Source organism: Stenotrophomonas sp. ATCM1_4, from assembly GCF_004348115.1.
Classification (GTDB): Bacteria; Pseudomonadota; Gammaproteobacteria; order Xanthomonadales; family Xanthomonadaceae; genus Stenotrophomonas; species Stenotrophomonas capsici.
This window is the reverse complement of the sequence record NZ_QPFB01000001.1, coordinates 1,287,948-1,313,622: the sequence shown is the minus strand read 5'-3', so window position 1 is coordinate 1,313,622 and position 25,675 is coordinate 1,287,948. Positions and strand designations below refer to the sequence as shown.

The 25,675-nt window shown below is 68.4% G+C and carries 22 protein-coding genes and 1 pseudogene; all 23 read left to right on the top strand.

All coding sequences use genetic code 11. The features are described from left to right. The 23 genes and pseudogenes from ATCM_RS06285 (at position 1) to ATCM_RS06175 (ending at position 25,675) form a co-directional block, all read left to right on the top strand. Complete coding sequence (locus tag ATCM_RS06285) at positions 1–312, top strand: hypothetical protein (RefSeq protein ID WP_132863477.1); 312 nt, start codon at positions 1–3, stop codon at positions 310–312. Next, a complete protein-coding gene (locus ATCM_RS06280; protein ID WP_132863476.1) occupies positions 309–875 on the top strand; it encodes a PilZ domain-containing protein in 567 nt (188 codons plus the stop codon). Before ATCM_RS06285 ends, ATCM_RS06280 begins: the two co-directional genes overlap by 4 nt. A 78-nt stretch (positions 876–953) precedes the next feature. After that, positions 954–1,586, top strand: coding sequence for a response regulator transcription factor (locus ATCM_RS06275; RefSeq protein ID WP_132863474.1), 633 nt, complete (start codon positions 954–956; stop codon positions 1,584–1,586). A gap of 263 nt (positions 1,587–1,849) precedes the next feature. Further along, positions 1,850–3,259 carry an RNA polymerase factor sigma-54 gene (rpoN, locus tag ATCM_RS06270; RefSeq protein WP_132863473.1) on the top strand — a complete coding sequence of 470 codons (1,410 nt, stop codon included), beginning with the start codon at positions 1,850–1,852 and terminating at the stop codon, positions 3,257–3,259. Between the two features lie 13 nt (positions 3,260–3,272). Next, complete coding sequence (locus ATCM_RS06265; RefSeq protein WP_132863472.1) at positions 3,273–3,653, top strand: response regulator transcription factor; 381 nt, start codon at positions 3,273–3,275, stop codon at positions 3,651–3,653. Beyond that, positions 3,646–5,103, top strand: coding sequence for a sigma-54 dependent transcriptional regulator (locus ATCM_RS06260; protein ID WP_132863470.1), 1,458 nt, complete (start codon positions 3,646–3,648; stop codon positions 5,101–5,103). Before ATCM_RS06265 ends, ATCM_RS06260 begins: the two co-directional genes overlap by 8 nt. Before the next feature lie 5 nt (positions 5,104–5,108). Then, complete coding sequence (locus ATCM_RS06255) at positions 5,109–5,813, top strand: acyltransferase (RefSeq protein ID WP_132863469.1); 705 nt, start codon at positions 5,109–5,111, stop codon at positions 5,811–5,813. Positions 5,814–5,873: 60 nt separating this feature from the next. Then, entirely contained in the window at positions 5,874–6,326 is a 453-nt protein-coding gene (locus ATCM_RS06250; protein WP_132863468.1) for an adenylyltransferase/cytidyltransferase family protein, read from the top strand. After that, entirely contained in the window at positions 6,326–8,836 is a 2,511-nt protein-coding gene (locus ATCM_RS06245) for an FkbM family methyltransferase (RefSeq protein WP_132863466.1), read from the top strand. The genes ATCM_RS06250 and ATCM_RS06245 overlap by 1 nt, the downstream gene beginning before the upstream one ends. Next, positions 8,833–10,113: an ATP-grasp domain-containing protein gene (locus ATCM_RS06240; RefSeq protein WP_132863465.1), complete on the top strand. Its 1,281-nt coding sequence runs from the start codon at positions 8,833–8,835 to the stop codon at positions 10,111–10,113. Before ATCM_RS06245 ends, ATCM_RS06240 begins: the two co-directional genes overlap by 4 nt. Continuing rightward, a complete protein-coding gene (locus ATCM_RS06235; RefSeq protein WP_165931132.1) occupies positions 10,110–11,624 on the top strand; it encodes a glycosyltransferase in 1,515 nt (504 codons plus the stop codon). The genes ATCM_RS06240 and ATCM_RS06235 overlap by 4 nt, the downstream gene beginning before the upstream one ends. Positions 11,625–11,708: 84 nt before the next feature. Continuing rightward, positions 11,709–12,839: a DegT/DnrJ/EryC1/StrS family aminotransferase gene (locus ATCM_RS06230; protein WP_192285830.1), complete on the top strand. Its 1,131-nt coding sequence runs from the start codon at positions 11,709–11,711 to the stop codon at positions 12,837–12,839. Positions 12,840–12,855: 16 nt separating this feature from the next. Next, positions 12,856–14,127: a CDP-glycerol glycerophosphotransferase family protein gene (locus ATCM_RS06225; protein ID WP_207911781.1), complete on the top strand. Its 1,272-nt coding sequence runs from the start codon at positions 12,856–12,858 to the stop codon at positions 14,125–14,127. Between the two features lie 38 nt (positions 14,128–14,165). Beyond that, entirely contained in the window at positions 14,166–17,636 is a 3,471-nt protein-coding gene (locus tag ATCM_RS06220) for a glycosyltransferase (RefSeq protein WP_165931235.1), read from the top strand. Positions 17,637–17,862: 226 nt separating this feature from the next. Beyond that, positions 17,863–18,219, top strand: coding sequence for a flagellar hook-basal body complex protein FliE (gene fliE / locus ATCM_RS06215; RefSeq protein WP_132863458.1), 357 nt, complete (start codon positions 17,863–17,865; stop codon positions 18,217–18,219). Positions 18,220–18,231: 12 nt separating this feature from the next. Further along, positions 18,232–19,878, top strand: a complete 1,647-nt coding sequence (gene fliF / locus ATCM_RS06210) for a flagellar basal-body MS-ring/collar protein FliF (protein ID WP_132863456.1) — start codon at positions 18,232–18,234, stop codon at positions 19,876–19,878. Between the two features lie 10 nt (positions 19,879–19,888). Beyond that, positions 19,889–20,875 carry a flagellar motor switch protein FliG gene (gene fliG, locus ATCM_RS06205; RefSeq protein ID WP_132866087.1) on the top strand — a complete coding sequence of 329 codons (987 nt, stop codon included), beginning with the start codon at positions 19,889–19,891 and terminating at the stop codon, positions 20,873–20,875. 104 nt (positions 20,876–20,979) lie between these two features. After that, positions 20,980–21,519: pseudogene (locus tag ATCM_RS06200) on the top strand (FliH/SctL family protein); the annotation flags it as partial. Continuing rightward, positions 21,516–22,901, top strand: coding sequence for a flagellar protein export ATPase FliI (gene fliI, locus ATCM_RS06195; protein ID WP_132863454.1), 1,386 nt, complete (start codon positions 21,516–21,518; stop codon positions 22,899–22,901). The pseudogene ATCM_RS06200 and the gene fliI, both read left to right, overlap by 4 nt. Beyond that, positions 22,898–23,350, top strand: coding sequence for a flagellar export protein FliJ (fliJ, locus tag ATCM_RS06190; RefSeq protein WP_132863452.1), 453 nt, complete (start codon positions 22,898–22,900; stop codon positions 23,348–23,350). Before fliI ends, fliJ begins: the two co-directional genes overlap by 4 nt. Further along, positions 23,347–24,408: a flagellar hook-length control protein FliK gene (locus tag ATCM_RS06185; protein ID WP_132863450.1), complete on the top strand. Its 1,062-nt coding sequence runs from the start codon at positions 23,347–23,349 to the stop codon at positions 24,406–24,408. The genes fliJ and ATCM_RS06185 overlap by 4 nt, the downstream gene beginning before the upstream one ends. A 111-nt stretch (positions 24,409–24,519) precedes the next feature. Next, positions 24,520–24,987 carry a transposase gene (locus tag ATCM_RS06180; protein WP_132863448.1) on the top strand — a complete coding sequence of 156 codons (468 nt, stop codon included), beginning with the start codon at positions 24,520–24,522 and terminating at the stop codon, positions 24,985–24,987. Between the two features lie 172 nt (positions 24,988–25,159). After that, positions 25,160–25,675, top strand: a complete 516-nt coding sequence (locus tag ATCM_RS06175; RefSeq protein ID WP_132863447.1) for a flagellar basal body-associated FliL family protein — start codon at positions 25,160–25,162, stop codon at positions 25,673–25,675.

Genomic DNA, 25,675 nt, shown 5'->3' with positions numbered 1-25,675 from the left:
ATGAACAACGACGCGAGCGCCCTGCTGCAGGCGCTGCACGTGGACCTGGACCTGATCAAGAACGCGATCGCGGCCGAGGACCATGCCACCACCGAGCGCATCGTCGGCGAACACGACCAGCGCGTGCGCGACTACCTCCATGCCCATGGCGCCCACAGTGCTCCGCAGGCGCTGCAGAACCTGCTCGAACAGCAGCTCTCGCTGACCACGCGCATGCGCCAGCTACGCGATGAAGCGGCCCAGTACCTGCGTGCCGAGCGGCAATCCACCCGCGCGGCGAACGCCTACCTGCAGGCCGGTACGCTGGCATGAGCCACGACGGCGCCGCCGCTGCCGAAGGCACCCTGTTCGACGATACGCTCAGCTGCGATGTCGTCGTGCCGGTGCAGTTCACGGCCGGAGCACGCGTCGCCCGTCCGGGCACCTCGGAGATGCTGCTACGCAGCGTCGCGCTGGTCGAGGATTCGCGCAGCAGCGACGACGGCGACGAGCGCAGCGACACCAGCGCGCAGCTGCAGCGCCTGGAGGCCCGCATGGACCTGGCCCTGGTCCTGCTCGGCCGCCTGCTGCAGCAGGCCAACCCGGCCCTGCCAGTCCGAGCGGTGCACTGGTCACGGCATGGCCTGCGCCTGGATCTCGAGCAAACCACCGCACTGGCACCCGGCAGCGCCGGGGTGATCCAGCTGCAGCCGGCCGACTGGCTGCCCGACCACATCGAACTGCCCGCCACCGTGCTGGCCGAGGCCCCCCTTGAGGGCGGCAGCCGGTTGTGGCTGGGCTTCACCGGCCTGGGCGACAACCTGAACGCAGCGGTCGAACGGCACCTGTTCCGCCTGCATCGGCGGCAGATCGCCGACAGCCGCCGCAATCGTTGATTGCCCTCCTTTAGTTGACTGGCGTCACACGTCGCGCTCGGCTAAGGTGGGGGACTTCTAGGGGGAAGACCGTTCCACGTGCGCGTTCTCATTGTCGATGACCACACCCTGGTCCGGGCGGGACTGAACAGGCTGCTGCAGAGCTTCGAAGGCGTGCAGGTGGTCGCCGAAGCCAGCGACGCCGCGCAGGCCCTGGACCTCGCCCTGCTGCACGTTCCCGACCTGATCCTGATGGACCTGTCGCTGCCGGGCCGTACCGGTCTGGAAGCCCTCAGTGACATCCGTGCCCGCCAGCCGCAGGCGCGGGTGGTGATGATGTCCATGCACGACGATGCCGGCCACGTCCGCGACGCCCTGGACCGCGGTGCGGTCGGCTTCGTGGTCAAGGACGCCGCTCCGGCCGAACTGGAGCTGGCACTGCGCGCCGCGCACGCCGGACAGGTGTTCCTGAGCCCGCACATCTCGGCCAAGATGCTGGCCCCGCTGATCAACCGCGAGCGGCCCACGGGCATCGCCGCGCTCTCGCCACGGCAGAAGCAGATCCTGCGTCGGCTGGGCAGTGCCCAGACCACCAAGGAGATCGCCGCCGAGCTGGGCATCAGCGTCAAGACGGTGGAAACCCACCGCGCCCGCATGATGGAAGCGCTGGGCTGCCGGCGCGCGAATGACCTGTTGCTGTTCGCCGTGCGGCACGAGAAGGATCTTGGCTGACGTCAGGTCACTGACCGAGCATGTTCGTTGTCACAGATTCGAATTTCCGTCGCCACTTACTGGCACTTCGATAAGAATCAATGACCTATCTGGAATTCCGCGGCTCGTCGCGCCAGAAAAATGACGATTTGTAAGGTTTCCCCCTACGCAAAGTGGGGTTAATCAGGACAGCCCTCAGGGCCTCCCTGATTTCAGCGTCGGCACTCCGCCACGCAAGATGCGTTCCACAACGCGGCCTTCACACAGCGCCGCCGGGGAATCGCATGAAAGCCACACTCTCTGCCCAGTTGGGCCAGCAGCTCCACCTCACGCCTGCCCTGCTGCAGTCGATCCGCCTGTTGCAGCTCAATGGCATGCAGCTGGAGCTGGAAGTCCGCCAGGCGCTGGAAAGCAATCCGTTGCTGGAGCTGCAGGACGAGCAGGAAGAGAGCCCGGCCACGGCCAATGGCAACGACGCGCAGGTGGAAACGGCCGCGTTCGACGAACTGCCGGAGAGCTCGATGTGGGACGTGGCCGGCGGCGGCTGGAATGACGGTGAGGATGACCGCATGGCGCGCATCGCCGCCGGCGAGTCCACCGACCCGCAGCTGCGCGTGCTCAATGCACTGGCCCTGGAGCTGGACGCATCCGACCTGGCCATCGCCAGCTTCTGGCTGGAGCACTGCGATGACGCCGGCTACCTGCAGGGCGCCCTGGCCGAGCTGACCCGCCTGGCCAGTGCGCGCCTGGACCGCACCGCCAGCGACGTGGAAGCCGTGCGCCAGCGCCTGCTGCACGGCGAGCCGGCCGGCATGGCGGCGACCGACCTGCGCGAGTGCCTGCTGGCACAGTTGGCAGCGCTGCCCGGCGTGGTGCCGGCGCGCCACCTGGCCGCGCGCCTGCTCGATGCCGACCTGCAACTGCTGGCCAACCATGACTACGCCGCCCTGGCCGTTGCACTCGATGCCGAGCAGGACGACGTCCTCGAGGCGTTCCGGCTGATCCTGTCGCTGCAACCGCGGCCGGGGGACAGCCTGCAGCCGCAGCAGGACGAGGCCATCCTCCCCGACGTGGTGGCCTGGCACGCGGACGGGCAATGGCGCGTCGCGCTGAACCCCGCCACCACCCCGCGCATCGCCATCAACGCCGGCTACGAACGCGCCCTGGCCGACAACGGCAGCGAGGCCGCGCAGCCCTTGCGCGACATGCTGCAGGAAGCCCGCTGGCTGACCCGCGGCCTGTCCATGCGCTACGACACCCTGATCCGCACCGCCCGGGTGATCGTCGAGCGCCAGGCCGCGTTCCTGGTCCAGGGCGATGAGGCAATGGCGCCACTGACCCTGAAGGAAGTGGCCGACAGCATCGGCATGCACGAGTCCACAGTCTCGCGCATCACTTCCGGCAAGTACCTGCAGACGCCGCGCGGCACCTTCGAACTGAAGCATTTCTTCGCCGTCCGCCTGGAGGGCGCCAGCGTCTCCGGGCAGGCGGTCAAGGCCATGGTCAAGCGCCTGATCGACGCCGAGCCGGCCGGCCGGCCGCTGGCCGACGAGGCCATCGCGGGCCTGCTCTCGCGCCAGGGGGTAAACATCGCACGTCGTACCGTCGCAAAATATCGCGAACAACTCGACATCGCCCCGGCACGCGATCGCCGCCGCCAGGGCACCAAGCCGCTGCTGGCCCGCGCGGGCTGAACAAAGGAATTCCATGAGCAAGCTCACCGTACTGCTGGTTGATGACCACGAAGGCTTCATCAACGCCGCCATGCGCCACTTCCGCCGCATCGAATGGCTGGAAGTGATCGGCAGCGCCGCCAACGGCCTGCAGGCCATCGAACGCTCCGAGACGCTGCGCCCGCGCGTGGTACTGATGGACCTGGCCATGCCGGAGATGGGCGGGCTGCAGGCCACGCGCCTGATCAAGACCCAGGATGACGCGCCGTACATCGTCATCGCCAGCCACTTCGACGATTCCGAGCACCGCGAGCACGCCCTGCGCGCCGGCGCCGACAACTTCGTCAGCAAACTCTCTTACATCCAGGAAGTCATGCCGATCCTGGAGGCCCTCAAGGAGCAAGGCGATGAGTGAGTCACGCATCCTCGTCATCGATGCCGACGCGGTTCGCGCCGAGCGGACCCTGTCCCTGCTGGAGTTCATGGACTTCACCCCGCGCTGGGTCAGCGACGCGCAGGACATCGACACCAGCCGCCACCGCAGCAATGACTGGATGGCCGTGGTGGTCGGCACGCTGGAAGACGCCGATCTGGCCGCCGGCTTCTTCAACTGGCTGGCCGCCGCGCCGCTGCCGCCGCCGGTCCTGCTGGGCGAAGGTGACCCGCTGGCGTTCTCGCGCCACTACGGCCTGCACGAAGCCAATGTCTGGCCGCTGGAGCAGCCGATGCGCCTGGCGCAGGTGGAAGCCCTGCTGCGCCGTGCCAGCCTCAAGCGGCTGGACACCGAGCACCAGTCCAGCGCCATCGACGACAACGGCCCGACCGGCACCAGCCCGGCCGTGACCGAGCTGCGCCAGCTGATCGAGCAGGTCGCCAACTTCGACACCACCGTGTTGGTGCTGGGCGAATCGGGTACCGGCAAGGAAGTGGTCTCGCGCTCCATCCACCAGCGCTCACCGCGCCGTGATGGGCCGTTCGTGGCGATCAACTGCGGCGCGATCCCGCCGGACCTGCTCGAAAGCGAGCTGTTCGGCCATGAGAAAGGCGCCTTCACCGGTGCGCTGACCGCGCGCAAGGGCCGCTTCGAGATGGCCGAGGGTGGCACCCTGCTGCTGGACGAGATCGGCGACATGAGCCTGCCGATGCAAGTCAAGCTGCTGCGCGTGCTTCAGGAGCGCAGCTTCGAGCGTGTCGGTGGCAACCAGACCATCCGCTGCAATGTGCGGGTGATCGCCGCGACCCACCGTGACCTGGAAACGCGCATCAACGAAGGCAAGTTCCGCGAGGACCTGTTCTACCGCCTGAACGTGTTCCCGATCGACGTGCCCGCGTTGCGCGAGCGTACCGCCGACATCCCGGCACTGGTGCAGACCATCGCGGCCCAGCTGGCCCGCACCGGCCGCGGCGAAGTCCGCTTCGCCGACGAGGCCCTGCTGGCGCTGGCCGGTTATCCCTGGCCGGGCAACGTGCGCGAACTGACCAACCTGGTCGAGCGCCTGGCCGTCCTGCACCCGGGCGGGCTGGTGCGCGTGCAGGACCTGCCCAGCCGCTACCGCGGCGACGGCAACATGGCGGCCTCGGCCAACCCGGTCGATGAGCCGGCGGTACAGGCGGTGCTGGCGGCAGCCCGTGCGCCGACCGCCACGCAGGCCAAGGCGGCGGCGTTCAAGCCGGCCAGCCTGCCCAGCGAGGGGCTGGACCTGCGCGACCACATGACCGGCATCGAGCTGACCCTGATCAACGAGGCGCTGGAACGCACCCAGGGCGTGGTCGCCCATGCCGCCCAACTGCTGGGCCTGCGCCGCACCACCCTGGTGGAGAAGCTGCGCAAGTACGGGATCGAGCGGGAACAGGTAGCAGACTGATCGTGATGGATTCCAGGCAAGCAACACTCGCCGCGCCCGAACGCAGTGAGCTGCGCGATGAACGTGGCAACCGCGTCATCGCGCCGGTCGGGCTGAACAGCCTGACCACCGTGTTCAAAGGCCACAACTGCACGCTGGAAATCGACCCGCGTGCGCGCCTGGTGAACACCGCCGTCGAGTTCCACGGCTCCAATGCACACTGCCGGATCGGCGCCGCCGGCCCCGCCGGCAGCTTGTCCGCGCTCATCCGCCTCGGTGAGGATTGCGTCATCACCATCGGTGCCGGGGTAACCACCACGGCGCGGACCTTCATCGCCACCAGCGAAGGCGGCCGGGTGACGGTGGGGGACGACTGCATGCTGGCCTCGGAAGTACAGCTGCGCGGTGACGATGCCCACCCCATCTTCGATATCCACACCGGCCAGCGCATCAACCCGGTCGAGGACATCGTCATCGGCGCCCATGTCTGGCTGGCGTTCGGAGTATGCTGCCTGGGCGGCGCGCGGATCGGCGATGGCAGCGTGATCGGCATGGACAGCGTGGTCACCGGGCCCATCCCGAACAACTGCGTGGCCGTGGGTACACCGGCACGGGTGGTGCGTCGCGACGTCGCCTGGGAACGTCCGCACCTTTCAATGGCGCAGCCGCCCTACAAGCCCGATGGGGACAGCGTCCCCCGCTCTGCCTACTGGAACGCCACCCGCGATTGACGCCCACGGCACGGATCTTGCCTGTCACAAGGCAATCATGGCCGTCTGGAATCGCACATCATGGCGCTTGTTCTGACCTACGGGACGTTCGATCTTCTGCACGTGGGGCACGTGAACCTGTTGCGTCGTGCCCGGGAACTGGGCGACCACTTGCTGGTCGGCCTGTCCTCGGACCGGTTCAACGCCATCAAGCGAAAGACCGCAACCCAGTGCTACGCCGACCGCGAGGCCGTGCTGCGCGCGATCCGCTATGTCGACGATGTCTTCCCCGAGGACAGTTGGGAGCAGAAGGCCATCGACATCCAGCGTTACGGCGCGGACATCCTGGTGATGGGCTCGGACTGGACCGGGCACTTCGATGCGCTGGCCCGCCATTGCCAGGTCCGCTATCTGCCGCGCACCGAGGACATCTCCAGCTCCGCCCTCAAGGCACGCATCCGCCTGCATGGCTTGGACCCACCACCTGCCGACAATGCACCGCAGGCCACTGCCCTGCTCGCCGGAGTGCGCTGATGCTGCCTGTCTTCCATATCCACGCCCTTGCCGGCGAGGGCCGCGACCTGTGGCTTCACCTGCAGCCGGCCCCGCGTGGCATCAGTGCCCTTCGCCTGCGCCGCCGTGACGGCAAGCGCTGCGTGCCGCTGGACATCCTGCTCGAAGGCGATGCCGCGCGCTCGCGCTTGCCCGGCCCGGCACTGCTGGAAGATACCCCCCAGCGCTGGGATGTGCAGATCGAAGTAGGCAATACGGGTCAGTTCCAGCAGTTGGTCGGAATCACCGCTGATGGCGCGGACCGCCACTTTTTTTGTGATGCCGTGCAGGCCCATGGGCTGTCGGCCTACCTGAGCGACAGCGCCAGCTCGCTGGCCTTGTTCACCGCGCCGCTGGAGCAGCACGCGATGACCGTCGAAGCGGAGAACCTGCGCGCTGCATTTCCCTCCCTGCTCGAACAACTGCCCTTGCAGGAGGACCTGGTCCTGTTCGAGAGCTTCTTCGGCAGGGCATACGCCGGCAACCCGCGCTACATCTACGAGGCACTGCGCCGGATGCGCCCGGACCTGCGCTGCGTCTGGGCCTACAACGGAGACGAGCAGATCCCGGGAAACCCGCAGCGGGTGATCCGCGGCTCCGCCGAATACCTCCGCCTGCTCGCGCAGGCCAAGTACCGTGTCAACAACATCCTGTTCACCGCGCACGGGCGCAAGCCGCAGACACGCTACCTGCAGACCTGGCACGGCACGCCGTTGAAGCGGCTGGGCTACGACATCACGGTGACCGGGCCGGAAGTGGAGGCACGCGACAACCTGTACCGCGAATCCCGTGCCTGGACATTGCTGTTGAGCGAGAACCGCTATTCCAGCGATGTGCTCCGGAGGGCCTTCCGTTACGACGGCCCGATCCTGGAAGCCGGCTACCCCGTGGCCGATCCACTGGTAGCCCCGGTCAGCCCACGGGAGGACACCCTCGCCCGGCTCGCGCTGCCCTCCGGTCATCGCTTCGTGCTGTATGCCCCCACCTGGCGCGACAGCCAGCAGGTCGGGCATTGGCAGTTCGACTTCGACCTGCAACTGGATCTGGTGAAGGTCGCCGCGGCCCTGGCTCCGGACGAGATCCTGCTGCTGCGCGGCCACCACCTGGTCAGCACGGGGCTGCAGGAACTGACGCTTCCGGCCAATGTGCGCGATGTATCGCAGGTGGACGATGCCAGCGAGCTGTGCGCGATCGCCGACGTGCTGATCACCGACTACTCCTCGATCTTCTTCGACTACGCCACCACTGGCCGGCCGATCCTGTTCTATTGCTACGACCTGGAGCATTACGCCGAACAGGTCCGCGGCTTCTACCTGGACATGGCCCAGGACCTGCCCGGGCCAATCGCACGCAGCACCGAGGAGCTGGTGGCCTTGTTGGCGGACCTGCCCGCCGTCCAGGCTACCCACGCGGACCGCTACGCGGCCTTCCGGGAGCGCTTCTGCGCGCTCAACGACGGCAGCGCCGCCGAGCGCGTCGTCGATGCGTTCTTCGGACCGTTCCCGTCACGCAGCCGGTTCCTGTCCGACCTGGTGGCACTGGCTGGCAACGGCCCGGCGGAAGACGATGCGCGCCTGCGAGGCCTGATTCAACGCTATCTGGCGGACGCCGAGGCGATCTCGACGCTGCTGTACGAGCGGCTGAGCCCCCCCGAGCAGGAGCGCTTCCTGGTCTGGTTCCTCAAGCGCTGGGCCGGCATCGACCGCGTTGCCCCGGGGGAACTGGCGCACTACCTCGCCGAGGTCGATCGTATCCGCGCCGAGCCCCGCCCGCCGATCACCATCGGTGACGGCCAGTACGTGCTGCAGGACCTTCGCCCGCAGGGCCATGACTTCCGCCTGGCCAGCTATGCGTGGGCATTGAGCATCCACGACATCCTGTTCGACCAGTACCAGAGTGAGGATTTCCGCGTCCGCCCGGGCGAGGTCATCATCGATGCCGGCGGGTTCATCGGCGACACCGCCGTCCTGTTCTGCGCCAAGACCGGCAACGATTGCCAGGTGCACGCCTTCGAGCTGCTGGACGAGAACATCGCCCTGTTCGAGCACAACCTGCACCTCAACGGCGTGGCCGACCGGGTCGTGCTCAACAAGCGGGCGTTGTCCGACCACAGCGATGGCTCGCTGCTGATCAGGCAGGCCAGGCTGCAAGGTGCCACATCGGTCGGTGCCGGGGACGGCCCGGGCGAACGCATCGCCACCATCACCCTGGACGACTATGTCGCCCAGCACGGGCTGCAGCGCGTGGACCTGATCAAGATGGACATCGAGGGATCGGAGATCCCCGCGCTGCTGGGGGCCGTGCAGACCATCCGCCGGTTCCGCCCCAAGCTGGCGCTGTGCCTGTACCACAAGTGGGACGACGTGCTGACCATCCCCCGCTTCATTGCCGGACTCGGCATCCCCTACCGCTTCAACTTCAAGTGGGTGCAGTTGCCACAGGGCTGGGAAGCCGTCCTGCTGGCCCAGCCCTGCGAGGACCCGCGGGCATGACGGTGAACGTGCTGGTCTTCCCCTGTGGCTCGGAGATCGGCCTGGAGATCCATGCCGCCCTGCGCCATGCCAAGGACGTCTGCCTGCACGGTGCTTCGTCGGTCTCGGACCATGGCGAGTTCGTCTATGCGCGGTACCGCCAGATCACCGCACAGGCCGACTCGGCCGAGCTGGTTTCCCAGCTCAACGCACTGATCGATGCATGGAGCATCGATCTGGTGGTGCCGGCGCATGACAGCGTGATCCCCGTGCTCGCCGACAACCAGCAGCGGCTGCATGCCCCGGCGATGGTGCCCGAGCCGGCCATGGCCGCGATCTGCCGCAACAAGAACCTGACCTACGGGCGGTTGCAGGGCTTGGGCATCGTGCCGCGCCGCGTCGAACTGGGCAGCGCCGACTACCCGATCTTCGCCAAGCCGGCAGTCGGCCAGGGCAGCCAGGGCGCCGAGCGGGTGGACAACGACGAACGCCATCGGCGGCTGGCCGGCAGTGGCATCGAGTACGTGTTCAGCGAATACCTGCCCGGCACCGAGTACACCGTGGACTGCATCTCCACCGCCGACGGCACCCTGCTGCATGCCGCTGCGCGGGTACGCGGGCGGGTCAAATCCGGGATCAGCGTGCGCACCGAGCCGGTGGCCACGGACCCCGAGCTGGAGGCGATGGCACTGGCCATCGCTGCGGAACTGCGCCTGAAGGGCGCCTGGTTCTTCCAGGCCCGACGTGACCGGCACGGCGTGCCCAAGCTGCTGGAAGTCGCCCCCCGCATCGCCGGCTCGATGGCATTGAACCGCATGCGTGGCATCAATTATCCGTTGCTGGGCATCTACGCCTACCTGGGAAAGCCCTTCACGGTCATGCCCCAGCACTACCCGTTGGTCATGGACCGCGCGCTCGGCAACCGCTGGCGGGCGAAGCTGGCCTATGAGCGTGTCTACCTGGACCTGGACGACACCCTGCTGGTGCGGGGTGCGCCGGAGCCGCAGGTGATGGCGCTGCTGTACCAATGGAACACGCGGGGAATCCCGGTGGTGCTGGTGACCCGGCACGCCACCGAGCCGGTGCGGACGCTCGCACGGCATCGCATCTGCGCGGACTTGTTCGAGCGGATCGTGCACCTGCGCGATGGCTCGCCCAAGAGCGCCGTGATCCCGCCAGGCGAATCCGCCATCTTCATCGACGATGCCTACCGCGAGCGCGCCGACGTGGCTTCCACGCGTGGCATCCCGGTATTCGATGTGGATGCAGTGGAGCAGCTGAGGGAGGTTCGTGCATGACCCAGCCCGCGCTGCCCGGCCCCGACGCGGCTCCGCTGCTGTCGATCGTGGTGCTGGTCTACAACACCGCCCCGTTCCTGCGGGAGTGCCTTGATTCGCTGCTGGAACAGGACTATCGCAACATCGAGGTCATCGCCATCGATGATGCCAGCTCCGACGACAGCCTCGCGATCTGCCGGGAATACGAGGCGCGCCACCCGAACTTCCGCTGCATCAGCAAACACAACGAAGGTGGCGCGGTTTCAGGCAACCTCGGCGTGTCGCTGGCGCGTGGTCGTTACGTGGCGCTGGTTGACTCCGATGACGTGGTCACCGGCGATGGGTACCGCCTGCTGATGGAACAGGCCGTGCAGGCCGACGCCGACATCGTCATCGGCCGGGCGGCGCGGCTGCAGGACGGCAAGCTCTCGTCGGTGGCATTCCTGTATGAGCCGTATGTCTGGTCGCGGCGCCGCAGCTTCGACTCGGTGGACGGATTCCCCGACGTCATCCACGACTGCTTCTACTGGAACAAGGTATTCCGTACCGATTTCCTGCGGGAGAACGGGTTGGGCATGGTCCCGGGCCTGCTCTACGCGGACCGCCCGTTCGTCCACCGCGCGTACTGGTACAGCCAGCGCACGGTGATCATCCCGGACCTGGTGTACCACTGGCGCCGGCGCCCCGAGGGCGCCATTGCGTCCATTTCCCAGAACATCCGCCAGGCCGACAACTTCATCGACCGCATCCGCTCGATGAAGCTGGAGTGGCATGATTTCGATGACGTTCCCGCAGCGGCCGGCTACCGGCGCGCGATCGCCGTGGCCAACCTGCAGCGTGCCCTGCACGCCGCGCCTGGCATCGTGGCGTCTCCGAGCTTTCGCAAGGTGTTCATCGCGCAGATGCAAGAACTACTCGCGCTGTATGGCGAGCTGGACTGCAGGGCGCTCGGTGCCAGGCGCTGCCTTTACCTGGAGCTGATCAGGCGCGGCGAGGTCGAAGCCCTGTGCTTCCTGCTCGGCGTGACCAGCGAACGGGGCTGGATCGCGGAAATCGAGGGTGCCTGCTATTGGAAGCAACCCTTCCTGGACAACCCGGAGATCGCCCTGCCGCGTAGCGCGATGCGCCTGGAGTTCCCGAACATCGGCTTCTTCCGCCTCCGGGACATCTCGCTGGACGAGGACAGCCTGGACCTGACCCTGGACCTGCACGACCGGATCATGGCCGGTTGCCAGGTCTGGTTCGAGCTGCATGCGATCCAGGGCGAAGGCAGTTGGGCGTTCCAGCCCGAAGGCAGGACCGCCGAGCACCGCTGGCGCTATCGGCTGGACATGCGGGCGCCGGACTGGAAGCCCGGCAATCTGTACGGGCTGGTCCTGCACTATCGCACCGCTGACGGCATCCATGGCCGCTACCGGATCGGCCCGGCGATGGTGCCGCCCGGATGGCCTGCCTCGCTCCCGTTGCGCTCGTCGCTGGGCAGCCTGCTGTTCTCGGCCGAGGCCGGTGGCATGGGACTGGCCGTCAACTGACCGGCGCCGCCCCCGCAGGCACGGGAGTTGCATGTCCCTGCTCGCCGGCAATCCGCCGAAGCCATGCCCCCGGGCCCGCCTGCGATGACGACCAAGAAGCCAATCCCGGTCACCAGCCCCCTGCTGCCCCCGCTGGAGGAATTCGTTCCCTACCTGGAACGGATCTGGGAAAGCCGCATCCTGACCAACGGGGGCAGCATGCACCAGGCGCTGGAAAAGGCCCTGTGCGCCTACCTCGGGGTCGAGCACATCGCCCTGTTCGCCAATGGCACGCTGGCGCTGGTCACCGCGCTGCAGTCACTGCGCATCACCGGCGAGGTGATCACCACCCCGTATTCGTTCGTGGCCACCGGCCATTCGCTGCTGTGGAACGGCATCAAGCCGGTGTTCGTGGACGTGGACCCGGTCACCTTCAACCTGGATCCGGCCCGGATCGAGGCGGCGATCACGCCGCAGACCACTGCCATCATGCCGGTGCATTGCTACGGCACGCCCTGTGACGTGGATGCCATCGGCCGCATCGCCGACAACTACAACCTGCGCGTGATCTACGACGCCGCGCATGCCTTCGCCGTCGGCGATACCCGTGGCAGCGTGCTGCGGCACGGCGACCTGTCGGTGCTCAGCTTCCATGCCACCAAGGTGTTCAACACCTTCGAAGGCGGCGCCATCATCTGCCCGGATGCCCGCACCAAGCAGCGCATCGATCACCTGAAGAACTTCGGCTTCGTCAACGAGACCACCGTGGTGGCGCCCGGCATCAACGGCAAGATGAACGAGGTCAGCGCCGCGTTCGGCCTGCTCCAGCTCAAGCACATCGACCGGGCGCTGGAACGACGCGCGGCCATCGATGCGCTGTACCGTCAGCGCCTGGCGGGGATCGCCGGCATGAAATGCCTGTCCCGGCCATCGGACGTGCGTCACAACCACGCCTACTTCCCGGTGCTGGTCGGCGACGACTACCCGTTGCAGCGCGACGAGCTGTACCACCTGCTGCGTGCCGAGAACATCCTGGTACGACGCTACTTCTACCCGCTGATCAGCGAGTTCCCGATGTACCGCGGCTTTCCGTCCGCGGCGCCGGACAACCTGCCGGTGGCGCACACCGCCGCCCGCCAGGTGCTGTGCCTGCCGATCCACCCGGACCTCCCGGACGCCGAGGTGGACCGGATCTGCGACCTGCTGACCGCACATGCGCGGGTCCGCGCCGCGTGATGGAAGCTTGGCCGTGATGCCCGCATGGCTGGGGAAGCCGCTGCTGCTGGCGTGGCGGCTGCTGGACCTGCTGGTCCCCAAGCGCAGCGATCACTGGGCATTCTTCGACCATCCGCTCAAGCCCGGCCAGTTCATCGAGAACGCGCGCGCGGTCTTCGAGCAGGTGAAGGACGACCCGCGCGTCCATTGCCGGGTGTTTGTGCGTGGCGGCCAACGGCCGCCGGACGTACACGATGATGCGCACGTCCGCGTGGTCCGGCTGGACTCGCTGGCCGGCCTGTGGGCGCTCGCCCGCTGCGGCGTGTTGCTGCTGACCAACTCCACCGCCCTGGACATGTCACTGCCCTGGCGCAACGGTCGCTACGCTGCGCCTCGGCCCTGGCTGCACCGGCGCGTCACTATCAACCTCTGGCACGGCATTCCGCTCAAGCGGCTGTTCGCACTGGCCAACCCGGACCAGCGCCAGCACGGCGACCGCGACCGGCATCGGCGCCGCGAACGCCGTTTCTACACCGGGCTGGTGGCCTCCTCGGCCATCGATGCCTATGCGATGGCGGCCATCTTCCATCCGCTGCCGCCGACGCATGTCTGGGTCACCGGGCTGCCGCGCAACGACTTCCTGCGCATCGCCGAGGACGCCTTGCCGGTTGGCCTGCGCGAGGAAGCCAGCCGGGTACGGGCGCTGCGCGGCGGACGGCGCCTGGTGCTGTACGCGCCTACCTACCGCGATGCCAGCGTCGCCACCGAACGGGCATACCTTTTCAGCGATGACGAGGTCACGCAATTGAAGCAGGTACTGCGCCGCCATGACGCGGTGCTCGGCCTGCGCGGCCACTATCTGGTCAACGCGCCGGCGCCACTGGACCCGGCCCGCCATCTCGATGGTGATGTACTGCTGGACCTGGGCCACGCGCACTTCCAGGAAATTGCACCGCTGCTGCGCGAAAGCGCGCTGGTGATCACCGACTACTCGTCGGTCTACATCGATGCGCTCTACCTGGACCTGCCGGTGCTCGGCTTCGCCTATGACCTGGAGCACTACCGCACCCGCCAGAACGGGCTGCTGTACGACCTGGAGCTGGCGTTCCCGGGGCCGATGACCACCACCTTCCCGGCCCTGCTCACCGCGCTGGACGCCGCGCTCGCACAACCACAGCACCCACCGGACGAGCGCTACCTCACCGCCCGTCGCCTGTTCTTCCAGCACCTGGATGCCAACAACTCCCACCGTGTGGTGCAACGGATCCACGCCGCGATCGCTGCAAACAGCCCTGCCCGATGCCAATGAACCCGCCACCCTCCCCCGCTCCGCTGGTCAGCGTGGTGATCCCGGCCTACAAGGCCCGCTGGCTGCTGCAGGCCCTGGAAAGCGTGCGCCGACAGACCCATCGCCCCTTGGAGATTGTGGTCTGCGACGATTCGGCTGCCGGTTACGTACAGACGGCCGTGGAGGCATTCGCTGCACGGGTGGACTTCCCCGTGCGCTACTCGCGCAACCCCACCCGCCTGTGGGAGGTGCGCAGCACCGCGCGTGCGATCAGCCTGGCCGAAGGCGAATACATCAAGTTCCTGCACGATGACGACGTGCTGCACGAGGACTGCATCGCAACCCTGCTGGAGTCGTTCGAGCGCGTTCCGGGCCTTGCGCTGGCAACCACCCGTCGCCGGCTCATCGATGAGGCCGGGATGCCCCTGCCCGATGAGCTTCCCACTGCTTTCCCGGCCAACCATGACGTATGCATCGACGGCCGCGACCTGATCGACTTCTTCGGTGACCACACCCTCAACTTCCTTGGCGAGCCCAGCGTCGCGCTGTGCCGGCGCGCCCCGTTGCTGGCGATGGGCGAGCAGCTGGCCACGCTCGACGGCACCCACATTGCCTGGCTGGCCGACGTGGCCATGTACGTCAAACTGCTGCATCAGGGCCCGGTGGCGATCAGTGCGCGCCCGTTGGTCGACTTCCGTATTTCGCGCCACCAGTTCAGCCAGCGCGGACGGGATCGCCCCGGTGTCGCCGAGAACTGGCACGAGGCATTCCGCCAGGCGCTGCGCAATCTGGGCTGGTATCGCGGCGGCGACACCCGTCAAGTAACCATTGCACCGCTCGACGGGCACCGGCCGGCGGAAAAGGTGGACCTGGTCTCGGCGCTGGAACAGGCGTTGCTGATCACGCAGGCACGCTGGCCGCTGCACGACTGGCAGGCACGTCGCCAGCTCAACCCCGCGCAGCGCCAGGCGCTGGACACCGCGTTGCAGCAGCTTCCACGCAACAGCGTGGAGATCGTGATCCGCGCGGACGGCCAGCCGGCCAGTGCCCTGCGTAGGACGCTGGGCAGCCTGCCACTGCAAGCCCGCACCGCCGAGGTGGTCTGCCGCTGCATCCTCGGCGCCGGGCACGCGCCCGATGGACTGGACCCGGCGTACCGCCGGCTCGCTGCCGGGACCACGCTGGACGAGGCCCTGCGCACCAGCCCTGCCGACTGGGTGCTGTTCGTGGAGGCCGGTGCAGAGTTCCATGTTGCCGGCCTGCGACGGCTGCTGGCGGCGCTCGCCCACGATGATGCCCCCGCACGCGCCTTGTACTGCGACGAGTGGCATGTGGATGCGCAGCACAACCTGGCACCCTCGCTGCGGCCAGGAATCAACCTGGACCTGCTGCTGGAAAACCCGACGCAGTTGGCGGGGCACTGGTTGTTCCGCCGGCATGCCGCGCTGGCGATCGGCGGGCTGGATGCCGATGCAGGTGCTGCAGCCGAACTCGACCTGATCCTGCGCCTGGTCCAGCACGGCGGGCTGGAAGGCATCACGCATATCCCCGAACCCCTGCTCAGCTGCGCCCCGCCCCGTGCCGACGACGCTGCCCGGCAACAGGTCATCACCGCGCACCTGCACGCACGGGGATACCCCGATGCAGTGGTCACCCCGCGCGGCAACGGCCTGTACGGGGTCGACCATGGCCACCGGGCGCAGCCGCCGGTCACCATGATCCTGGTCGTTTCCCGCGACACCGTGCTGGCGTCGCTGGAGCGCTGCGTGGTCTCCCTGCTGGAGAAGACCGCCTACCCGCACTACGAGCTGCTGTTGATCGACAACGGCGCCGGGCCCGACGCCAGCCAATGGATGCAGCAGGTCGAACCATTGGCCGGGGGTCGCATCCGCGCCTTTGCCTTTGACCCACCGTTGCCGCACGCGGCCGCCTGCAATGTCGCCGCCGGGCAGGCGAGCAGCCCGTTCCTGCTGTTCCTGCGCGCCGATGTGGCCGCGTTGCAGCCGCACTGGCTGGACGCGCTCCTGAACCATGCACTTCGCCCCGAGGTGGGCGTCGTCGGCGGCAAGACCATCGCCGCCGATGGCAGCATTACCCACGCAGGCCTGGTGCCTGGCCTGCTCGGCAGCGGCGGGCGGGCCTTCGCCGGCATGCCGATGGACGCGCCGGGCTACATGCACCGCCTGCAGGTCGCGCAGGACTACACGGCCGTGTCCGACAGTTGCCTGTTGATCGGCGCGGAGCTGTTCGCCGGGCTGGACGGCTTCGACCACGCCACCTTCGCCGATCACGGCGCCGACGTGGACCTGTGCCTGCGCGCGCGTCAACGCGGCTACCTGACCGTGTGGACGCCCGATGCCCTGCTGCTGCATTCGGTCCAGGCCGCGCCGTTGCCCGAACCCGCCGAGTCGGCCTTGTTGGAGCGCTGGCTGCCCGCACTCGCCCACGATCCGGCCTACAACCCCAGCCTGCGCCTGGACGTCCCGGGCGGCTTCCGCCTCGGCGAATCCGATTTCTCCTGGCAGCCCCTGCCCTGGCGCCCGCTGCCACGCCTCCTCGCGCAGCCAGCCGACCCCTGGGGCAGCGGCCACTACCGCGTGATCCAGCCATTGGAGGCACTGAAGCAGGCCGGCCTGGCCGAGGGGGTCCTGTACGCCACCGTGCTGGATCCAGTCGAACAGGCGCGCATCGATCCGGACGTGGTCATCCTGCAGCGCCGCATCAGCGACGCGGACCTGGCCAGCATCCAGCGCATGCGCCGCTTTTCGCGGGCCTTCACTGTCTACGAGATCGATGACTACCTGCCCAACCTGCCGCTAAAGAACATCCATCGCGAGCACATGCCCAAGGATGTCCTGCGCAGCATGCGCCGGGCGCTGGGAATGGTGGACCGCTGCGTGGTGTCCACGCCGCAGCTGGCCGAGGCGTTGCACGGCCTGCACACCGATATCCGGGTGGTACGCAACCTGCTGCCACCTGCATGGTGGACGGCGCTGCCTCATCCGCCGCGTCCTGCCCCGGGCAAGCCCCGGGTCGGCTGGGCCGGTGGTGTCGGCCATACCGGCGACCTGGAACTGGTCGCCGATGCCGTCATCGAACTTGCCGCGGACGTGGACTGGGTGTTCTTCGGCATGTGCCCGGAACGCCTGTTGCCGTACGTGGCCGAGTTCCATTCCGGCGTGGACATCCGTCTCTACCCGCGTGCGCTGGCCGGACTGCAGCTGGACCTGGCGATCGCGCCGCTGGAGGAGAACCGCTTCAACACCTGCAAGAGCAACCTGCGCCTGCTCGAGTACGGTGCCTGCGGCGTGCCGGTGGTGTGCAGCGACGTCGGACCGTACCGGGACCCGTCACTGCCGGTCACCGGCGTGCGCAACCGTCACCGCGAATGGGTGGCGGCCATCCGCGACCATCTCTCCGACCCCGCTGCCAGCGCGCAGGCGGGTGCTCGGTTGCGCGAGGCCGTGCACCGCGACTGGATGCTGGAGGGGGCGAACCTGCAGGAATGGCGTAACGCCTGGCTGCCCTGAGCCACGTGCTTGGAATCCGTCGCCGCCCCGACGCCCGCCCCGCGCGGGCGTTCGTCGTTACGGCGGCATCCACACCCAGACGGCCAGTCGGCGAACCGTCGTGCGCCATCAACCCGTCGGTTTCCCGACGCCGCGCCATCCTCATTCACGTAGATCAAGGCCTCCGGGTTCCGGCACGCAACTTGCAACCTCCCCTGCAGATCGACTGCTACCGGAACCCGTTTCGATGTCCCACTCCATCACCTCCGTCCTTTCCCAGATCCGCAGCCTGCAGAACCAGGTCGGCCAGGTGGCGCCGACCGGCGACCTGCCGCGCAGCAACGCCATCGAGGGATTGACCGGGGGCAACGCCGTCAATGCACCGTCGTTCAGCCAGACCCTGCAGGGCGCACTGAAGAGCGTCAACGAAACCCAGCAGAAGTCCGGCCAGCTGGCGGCCGCCTTCGAACGCGGTGAGCCCGGCGCCGACCTGGCCAAGGTGATGGTCGCCGCCCAACAGTCCCAGCTGGCGTTCCGCGCCACCGTGGAAGTCCGCAACCGTCTCGTCCAGGCTTACCAGGACGTGATGAACATGCCGCTGTAAGGATCCAGACGCATGGCATTCGCGCTGTCCAAAGAATCGTTGAACACCGAGCAGGCCGGGGCCTGGTTCGACCGTCTGCAGAGCCTGCAGATCACCCGCCGGCTGGGCCTGATGGCCATGATCGCCGTTGCCGTGGCGGCGGGCCTGTTCGTGTTCTTCTGGTCGCAGAAGGCACCGATGGTGCCGCTGTACACCGGCCTGGATGACAAGGCCACGGCCCAGGCCACCGACCTGCTGCGGGCGGCGCAGATCCCTTTCAAGCTCGATGCGGCCACCGGCGCCATCACCGTGCCGGAAGCCAACGTGCACGATGCGCGCCTGAAGCTGGCCGGCTCCGGCCTGACCGACAGCGGGCGGCTCGGCTTCGAGCTGATGGAGCGCGACCCCGGTTTCGGCGTCAGCCAGTTCGTGGAGAACGCCCGCTACCAGCACGCGCTGGAAACCGAGCTGGTCCGCACCATCACCAGCCTGCGCCCGGTGCGTGACGCCCGCGTGCACCTGGCCATTCCCAAGCCCAGCGCGTTCACCCGCCAGCGCGACGTGGCCAGCGCCTCGGTGGTGCTGGAACTGCGTGGCGGCCAGCAGCTGGAACGCAACCAGGTTGACGCCATCGTGCACATGGTGGCCTCCAGCATCCCGGACCTGGCCCCGGAACGGGTGACCGTGGTCGACCAGAGCGGCCGCATGCTCACCATCGCCGACCCCAACAGCGATGCCGCGCTCAACGCCGCCCAGTTCGACCAGGTGCGCCGCCTGGAGAACTCCTACAACCAGCGCATCCGTGAGCTGCTGGAGCCGATGACCGGTGCCGGCCGGGTCAACCCGGAAGTCAGCGTGGACATGGACTTCTCGGTCACCGAGGAGGCCCGTGAGCTGTACAACGGTGAGCCGCAGAAGGTGCGCAGCGAACAGATCAGCGAGAACACCAGCAACGTGGCCGGCCCCCAAGGCGTGCCCGGCGCGGCCAGCAACACCCCGCCCGGCCCCGCCGCCGCGCCGGCGCCCACCGCCGCCGCACCGACCGAAACCTCCAAGAACGCCACCCGCAACTACGAGCTGGACCGCACCCTGCAGCACACCCGCCAGCCGGCGGGCCGGGTCAACCGCGTGTCCGTCGCCGTGCTGGTCGACCACGTGCCGCGCGCCGGCAGCAACGGCAAGACGGTCGACCAGCCGCTCAGTGCGGCCGAGTTGACCCGCGTGGAGGCACTGGTGAAGCAGGCGGTCGGCTTCAGCGCCGAACGCGGCGACACCGTGTCGGTGATGAATGCCCCGTTCGTGCGCGAGGCCCTGCCGGTGGAAGAACCCAAGCTGTGGGAGAACCCGCAGCTGCGCGACTGGCTGCGCATGGGCCTGGGCGCGATCGTGGTGCTGGCACTGCTGTTCGGCGTGCTGCGCCCGGCCCTGCGCCAGATCTCCAGTCCCCCCAAGGCGCTGGCCAGGGACGAGGACCCGCTGCGCGCCGACGTGCAGGTGATGGACGATGACCTGCGCATGCCCGATGCCCTCGGCAACGACCGTCTGCAGCTCGACGGCTCCGCGCCGCTGGCGCTGCCGGTGGATGCCTACGAGGAACGCCTGCGCATGGCGCGCGAGGCGGTCCGCTCCGACTCCAAGCGCGTCGCCCAGGTGGTGAAGGGATGGGTGGCCAATGACTGACACCCTGCAGATGTCCGGCGTGCAGCGCGCCGCCGTGCTGTTGCTCTCGCTGGGCGAGGCCGACGCGGCCGAGGTGCTGCGCCACATGGAGCCGAAGGAGGTGCAGAAGATCGGCATCGCCATGGCAACCCTCAGCGACGTCACCCGCGAGCAGGTGCAGCAGGTGATGGACGACTTCGGCGCCGAGCTGGGCAACAAAACCTCGCTGTCGGTGGGCTCGGACGACTACATCCGCAACATGCTGGTGCAGGCGCTGGGCAGCGACAAGGCCAGCAGTCTGATCGACCGCATCCTGCTCGGCCGCAACACCACCGGCCTGGATGCGCTGAAGTGGATGGACCCGCGCGCGGTGGCCGACCTGGTGCGCAACGAGCACCCGCAGATCATCGCCATCGTCATGGCCCACCTGGAGAACGACCAGGCCGCCGATGCGCTCAAGCTGCTGCCCGAGCGCACCCGCGTGGACGTGCTGCTGCGCATCGCCACCCTGGACGGCATCCCGCCCAATGCGTTGAACGAACTGAACGAGATCATGGAGCGCCAGTTCGCCGGCAACCAGAACCTGAAATCGTCCAGCATCGGCGGCGTGCAGTGCGCGGCCGACATCCTCAACTTCATGGACAGCGGCCAGGACCAGGTGATCCTGACCGAGATCGCGCGCGTGGACGCCCCGCTGGGCAGCCGCATCCAGGACCTGATGTTCGTGTTCGACGACCTGGTCGACCTGGACGACCGCGAGATGCAGCTGGTGCTGCGCGAGGTCAGCGGCGAGCGCCTGGGCCTGGCCCTGCGCGGCGCCGACATCAAGGTGCGCGACAAGATCACCCGCAACATGTCCCAGCGTGCCGCCGAAATCCTGCTCGAGGACATGGAGGCACGCGGCCCGGTGCGTCTGTCCGACGTGGAAGGCGCGCAGCGCGAGATCCTGGCCATCGTCAAGCGCATGGCCGATGAAGGCACCGTCACCATCGGCGGCAGCGCGGAGGCCATGCTGTGAGCAACGTCGTGCGCTGGCACGCCCCGGACCTCACCCGCGGCTCGGCGCCCCTGCAGCCGGCGCCCATGGGCGTGCCGGACGAGATCGAGACCATCACCGCGCACGAGCCGGCACCGCCACCGCTGCAGTTGCCGACCCTGGAGGAAGTGCAGGCCATTCGCGATGCCGCGCAGGAAGAAGGCTTCCAGCAGGGTCACGGCGAAGGCTACGCCCAGGGACAGGCCGAAGTGCGGCGCCTGATCGCCCAGATCGAAGGCATCCTGGACAACTTCAGCCGGCCGCTGGTGCGGCTGGAAAACGAGGTGGTCGGCGCGCTCGGCGAACTGTCGGTGCGCATCGCCGGGGCGCTGATCGGCCGGGCCTATGAAGCCGACCCGTCGTTGCTGGCGGCGCTGGTCAACGAAGCACTGGAGACCGTCAGCGGCGCACAGCGCGAGGTCGAGGTGCGCCTGCACCCGGACGACATCGCCGCCATCAGCGCCCTGCTGGCGCTGCCCGAGGGCCAGCGCCTGGCCCCGGATACCAGCCTCAGCCGCGGCGACCTGCGCGTGCACGCCGAGTCTGTGCGCATCGACGGCACCCTCGACGCGCGCCTGCGCGCGGCGCTGGGCACCGTGCTGCGCCGCGCCGGAGCCACCCCATGAGCCTGTCCCCTGCCCCGGCCGAATGGGCGGCCGCACGCAACCTGCGCCTGGCCGCGCGCCTGGATGGCATCACATTGGATGGCACCGGAGGTGCCGGCCATGGCCTGGTGCGCGAAGGCATCCTGCGCCGGGCCATCGGCCTGACCCTGGAAGCGGTCGGCTGCGAGGCACCGATGGGCGCCAGCTGCAAGGTCGAGGTCATCGATGGCGGTTGGGTGGATGCCGAAGTGGTCGGCTTCTCCGGCGACCGCACCTACCTGATGCCCAGCGCCGAACTGCATGGCCTGCTGCCCAACGCACGGGTAGTTCCTTCTTACAAGCGCGGTGGCGTGGAAGTGGGCGAAGGCCTGCTCGGCCGCGTTATCGACAGCGATGGCGTGCCGCTGGATGGCAAGGGCCCGATCCGGGCGGAAGGCAACGTCGGCATGGCCGGCGTGGCGATCAACCCGCTGGCGCGCGAACCCATCATCCAGCCGCTGGACGTGGGCGTGCGCGCGATCAATGCACTGCTGCCGATCGGCCGCGGCCAGCGCGTCGGCCTGTTCGCCGGCTCCGGCGTCGGCAAGTCGACGCTGCTGGGCATGATGACCCGCTATACCGCCGCCGACGTGATCGTGGTCGGCCTGATCGGCGAGCGCGGCCGCGAAGTCCGCGATTTCGTCGAAACCACGCTGGGCGAGGAAGGCCTGCGCCGCGCCGTGGTGGTGGCCAGTCCCGCCGACCGGCCGCCGCTGGCCCGCCTGCATGGCGCCTACCGTGCCACCGCCATCGCCGAGTGGTTCCGCGACCAGGGTTTGAACGTGTTGCTGCTGATGGATTCGCTGACCCGCTTCGCCCAGGCCCAGCGCGAGATCGGCCTGTCGGTCGGCGAGCCGCCGACCACCCGTGGCTACCCGCCATCGGTGTTCGCCAAGCTGCCGGCGCTGGTCGAACGCGCCGGCAACGGTGCCAAGGGCCGCGGCTCGATCACTGCCTTCTACACCGTGCTGACCGAAGGCGACGATCCGCAGGACCCGATCGCCGATGCCGCCCGCGCCATCCTCGACGGCCACATCCTGCTGTCGCGGCGGGTCGCCGACAGCGGCCTGTACCCGGCCATCGACGTGGAGTCCTCGGTCAGCCGCGTGGTGCAGGACATCGCCGACGATGTCTGGCGCGCGCGCATCCGCAAGCTCAAGCGCCTGGTCTCGGCCTATTCGGCCAACCGCGACCTGATCGCCATTGGTGCGTACCAGCGCGGCAATGACCCGGTCACCGACGAGGCCCTGGACCGCTGGCCGGAAATCATGGAATTCCTCGGCCAGGACGTGCACGCCTCGGCCGACCTGTCCCACAGCCTCGATGCCCTGCAACAACTGGTAGATAGCGAGAAGCCCGCATGAGCCCGTCCCGTCGCCTGGACCCGTTGCTGCGCCGCGCGCAGGACAAGGAAGATGAAGTCGCCAAGGCCCTGGCCGAGCGCCAGCAGGCCCTGGACATGCACCAGAGCCGCCTGGCCGAGCTGCGCCAGTACGCCGACGAGTACGCCTCGGCGCAGCTGGCCACCACCAGCGCCGCGCAGCTGCTCAACCGCCGCGCGTTCCTCGACCGCCTGGACAACGCGGTGCAGGCGCAGAGCCGCACCGTGGACAGCAACCGCGAGCGCGTGGACGCCGAGCGCGCCCGCCTGCTGCTTGCCAGCCGCGACAAGCAGGTGCTGGAGCAGTTGGCGGCCAGCTACCGCGCGCAGGAAAAGCAGGCAGAGAACCGCCGCGACCAGCGCGAGATGGACGATCTCGGCGCCCGCCGCGCCCGCGAAGCCAGGAACGGCGATGACGGGAGCGGCGCATGAACGTGCTCGGCACTGCCTCACTGGTCAGCAGCGACACCGCCAGCAGCACGGGCACCGGCAGCAACCGCGCCAGTGGCGGCAGCGACGGCGGCAAGCCGTCCCGCTTTGATGCCTTGCTGCAGGACAAGCCCGCCCCCGCGCAGGCATCCAACAGCGGCGTCGCTGCCGAGGACGGCAACACCAGTACGGCCCCCGCCAAAGGCAACGCCGACGCAGCCAGCGAGACGGAAAGCCCTGCCACAGAGGCCAGCCCGGCGACCGACACACCCGCCACGCCCGACAAGGACGCGCCGGTGGAAGACGCGCCCTGGCCGCCACTGGGACTGACCGCCCTGCTGGCCGCGCCGCTTGAACCGGCCCCCGTCCCGGCGCCGGTCCAGCCCCCCGCTCCGGCGCCGGCCAACGCTGCGCCGACCGCGACCCTGCCCGTCACCGCCGCCAGCATCGCGGCGACGCCTGCTGCGGAGAGTGCCGAGCTTACCGCCACGCTGGAACAGGTCGAGCAGACCCTCATCGGCGACAAGACCGGCGGCGACAAGGGCATCGACGTCGACATCAACGTCGATCCCAAGTCCACCGCCTTCAACCAGCTGCTGCAACTGCAGAACGGCCCGGACCTGCGCACCAGCGCTGTCCGGCTGGAGGCGCCCACGCCCACCCCCGACCTGCAGGGCGACGACTTCGACGACGCCATCGGCGCCCGCGTCAGTTGGCTGGCGGAGCAGAAGATCGGCCACGCGCAGATCCGTATCACGCCGCACGACCTGGGCCAGGTGGACGTGAAGCTGCAGCTGGACGGCGACCGCGTCCATGCCAGCTTCACCAGCGCCCATTCGGAAGTGCGCCAGGCGCTGGAGAACAGCCTGCCGCGCCTGCGCGAGATGCTCGGCGAGCAGGGCCTGCAACTGGCCCATGCCGACGTCGGCCAGCAATCCCCGCAGCAGGAAGGCCAACACGGGAGCGGTGGTGATCTCGGACATGCCCAGGACAGCACGGACCTGCCCGTCGCCCGGCCGCAGACCCTGCGCCTGCGCGGCCTGCTCGACGCCTACGCGTAAAGCCTCCCCCATGGTAGGAGCGGCCTTGGCCGCGAAGCCGGCAATGCTTCCCGACTGCTATCCGCCACATCGCCCGACATCCAGCGGCAAGCCACCACATCACGCTGGGGCATGCCCTTGTCACCCGAACAACCCCCTGGCCACAAGGCGTTGCGCCGCGGCCGGACCACCCAGATCGGCCAGATCAGCCTGATCACCTTCACCACCCGAGACCGTATTGCGCTGTTTGGCCAACACGCCCTTGCCGCCCACGTCGCACGCGCCATCCACGATCCTGGCAACTGGCCCCATGCCCGTCTGATGGCCTGGGTGCTGATGCCGGACCACTGGCATGGCCTGATCGCGCCAAACGGGCTCGAACCGATAGGCAGGACCATCGCCCGGCTCAAGGCCAACACCACGCGTCACCTTCCGGCCACCGTCGAGCGTCCGGTCTGGGCACGTGCTTTTCATGACCGTGCCCTGCGCCGGGAAGAGGATCTCCGGACAGTCGCCCGCTACCTCCTCATGAACCCGGTCAGGGCCGGGCTGGTCAGCTCGCCTCGTTTCTATCCCTATTGGAACGCGATCTGGCTGTAGGAGCGCCTGCTGACACGCGGCATGCAATGCCAGCCGCCCCGGCTTCGCGGCCAAGGCCGCTCCTACGATGGAGCGCCTCCCGGCGCACAGCCGACGACGCGCCAAGGTCCTGACGCCCGCGCTACGGCACGCCGCTTGCATGTATGGACTCAGCATTCCTGAGGAGTTCAACGTGGCGGCTGCTGCAGACAAAACCCGTAAACCCGAAACCGCCAAGGACGCCCCCGGCAAGTCCAAGCGTCCGCTGCTGATCACCGCGCTCATCGCCGTGATCGCCGCCGGTGCCGCCGGCGGCGGCGTCTGGTACTACACCCGGGACAACGCGCCTGCCAGCACGCCGAAGGTGGAAACCCCGGCCCTGCCCGCCCCGGCCCAGTACTTCGCGCTGGACCCGGCCTTCGTGGTCAACCTCAACGGTTCCATCGACGGCCCGCGCTACCTGCAGGTCGAGGTGCAGCTGATGACCCGCGACCCGTTGGCCCTGCAGGCGCTGCAGACCCACGCCCCGGCCATCCGCGCCAAGCTGCTGATGCTGTTCTCCCAGGTCGAGCCGGCGCAGATCGCCGACCGTGCCGGCAAGGAGAAGCTGCAGGCCGCCGCGCTGGTCGAGGTGCAGAAGCTGATGAAGGCCGAGACCGGCAAGAACAGCGTCGACGAACTGCTGTTCACCAGCTTCGTCACCCAATAA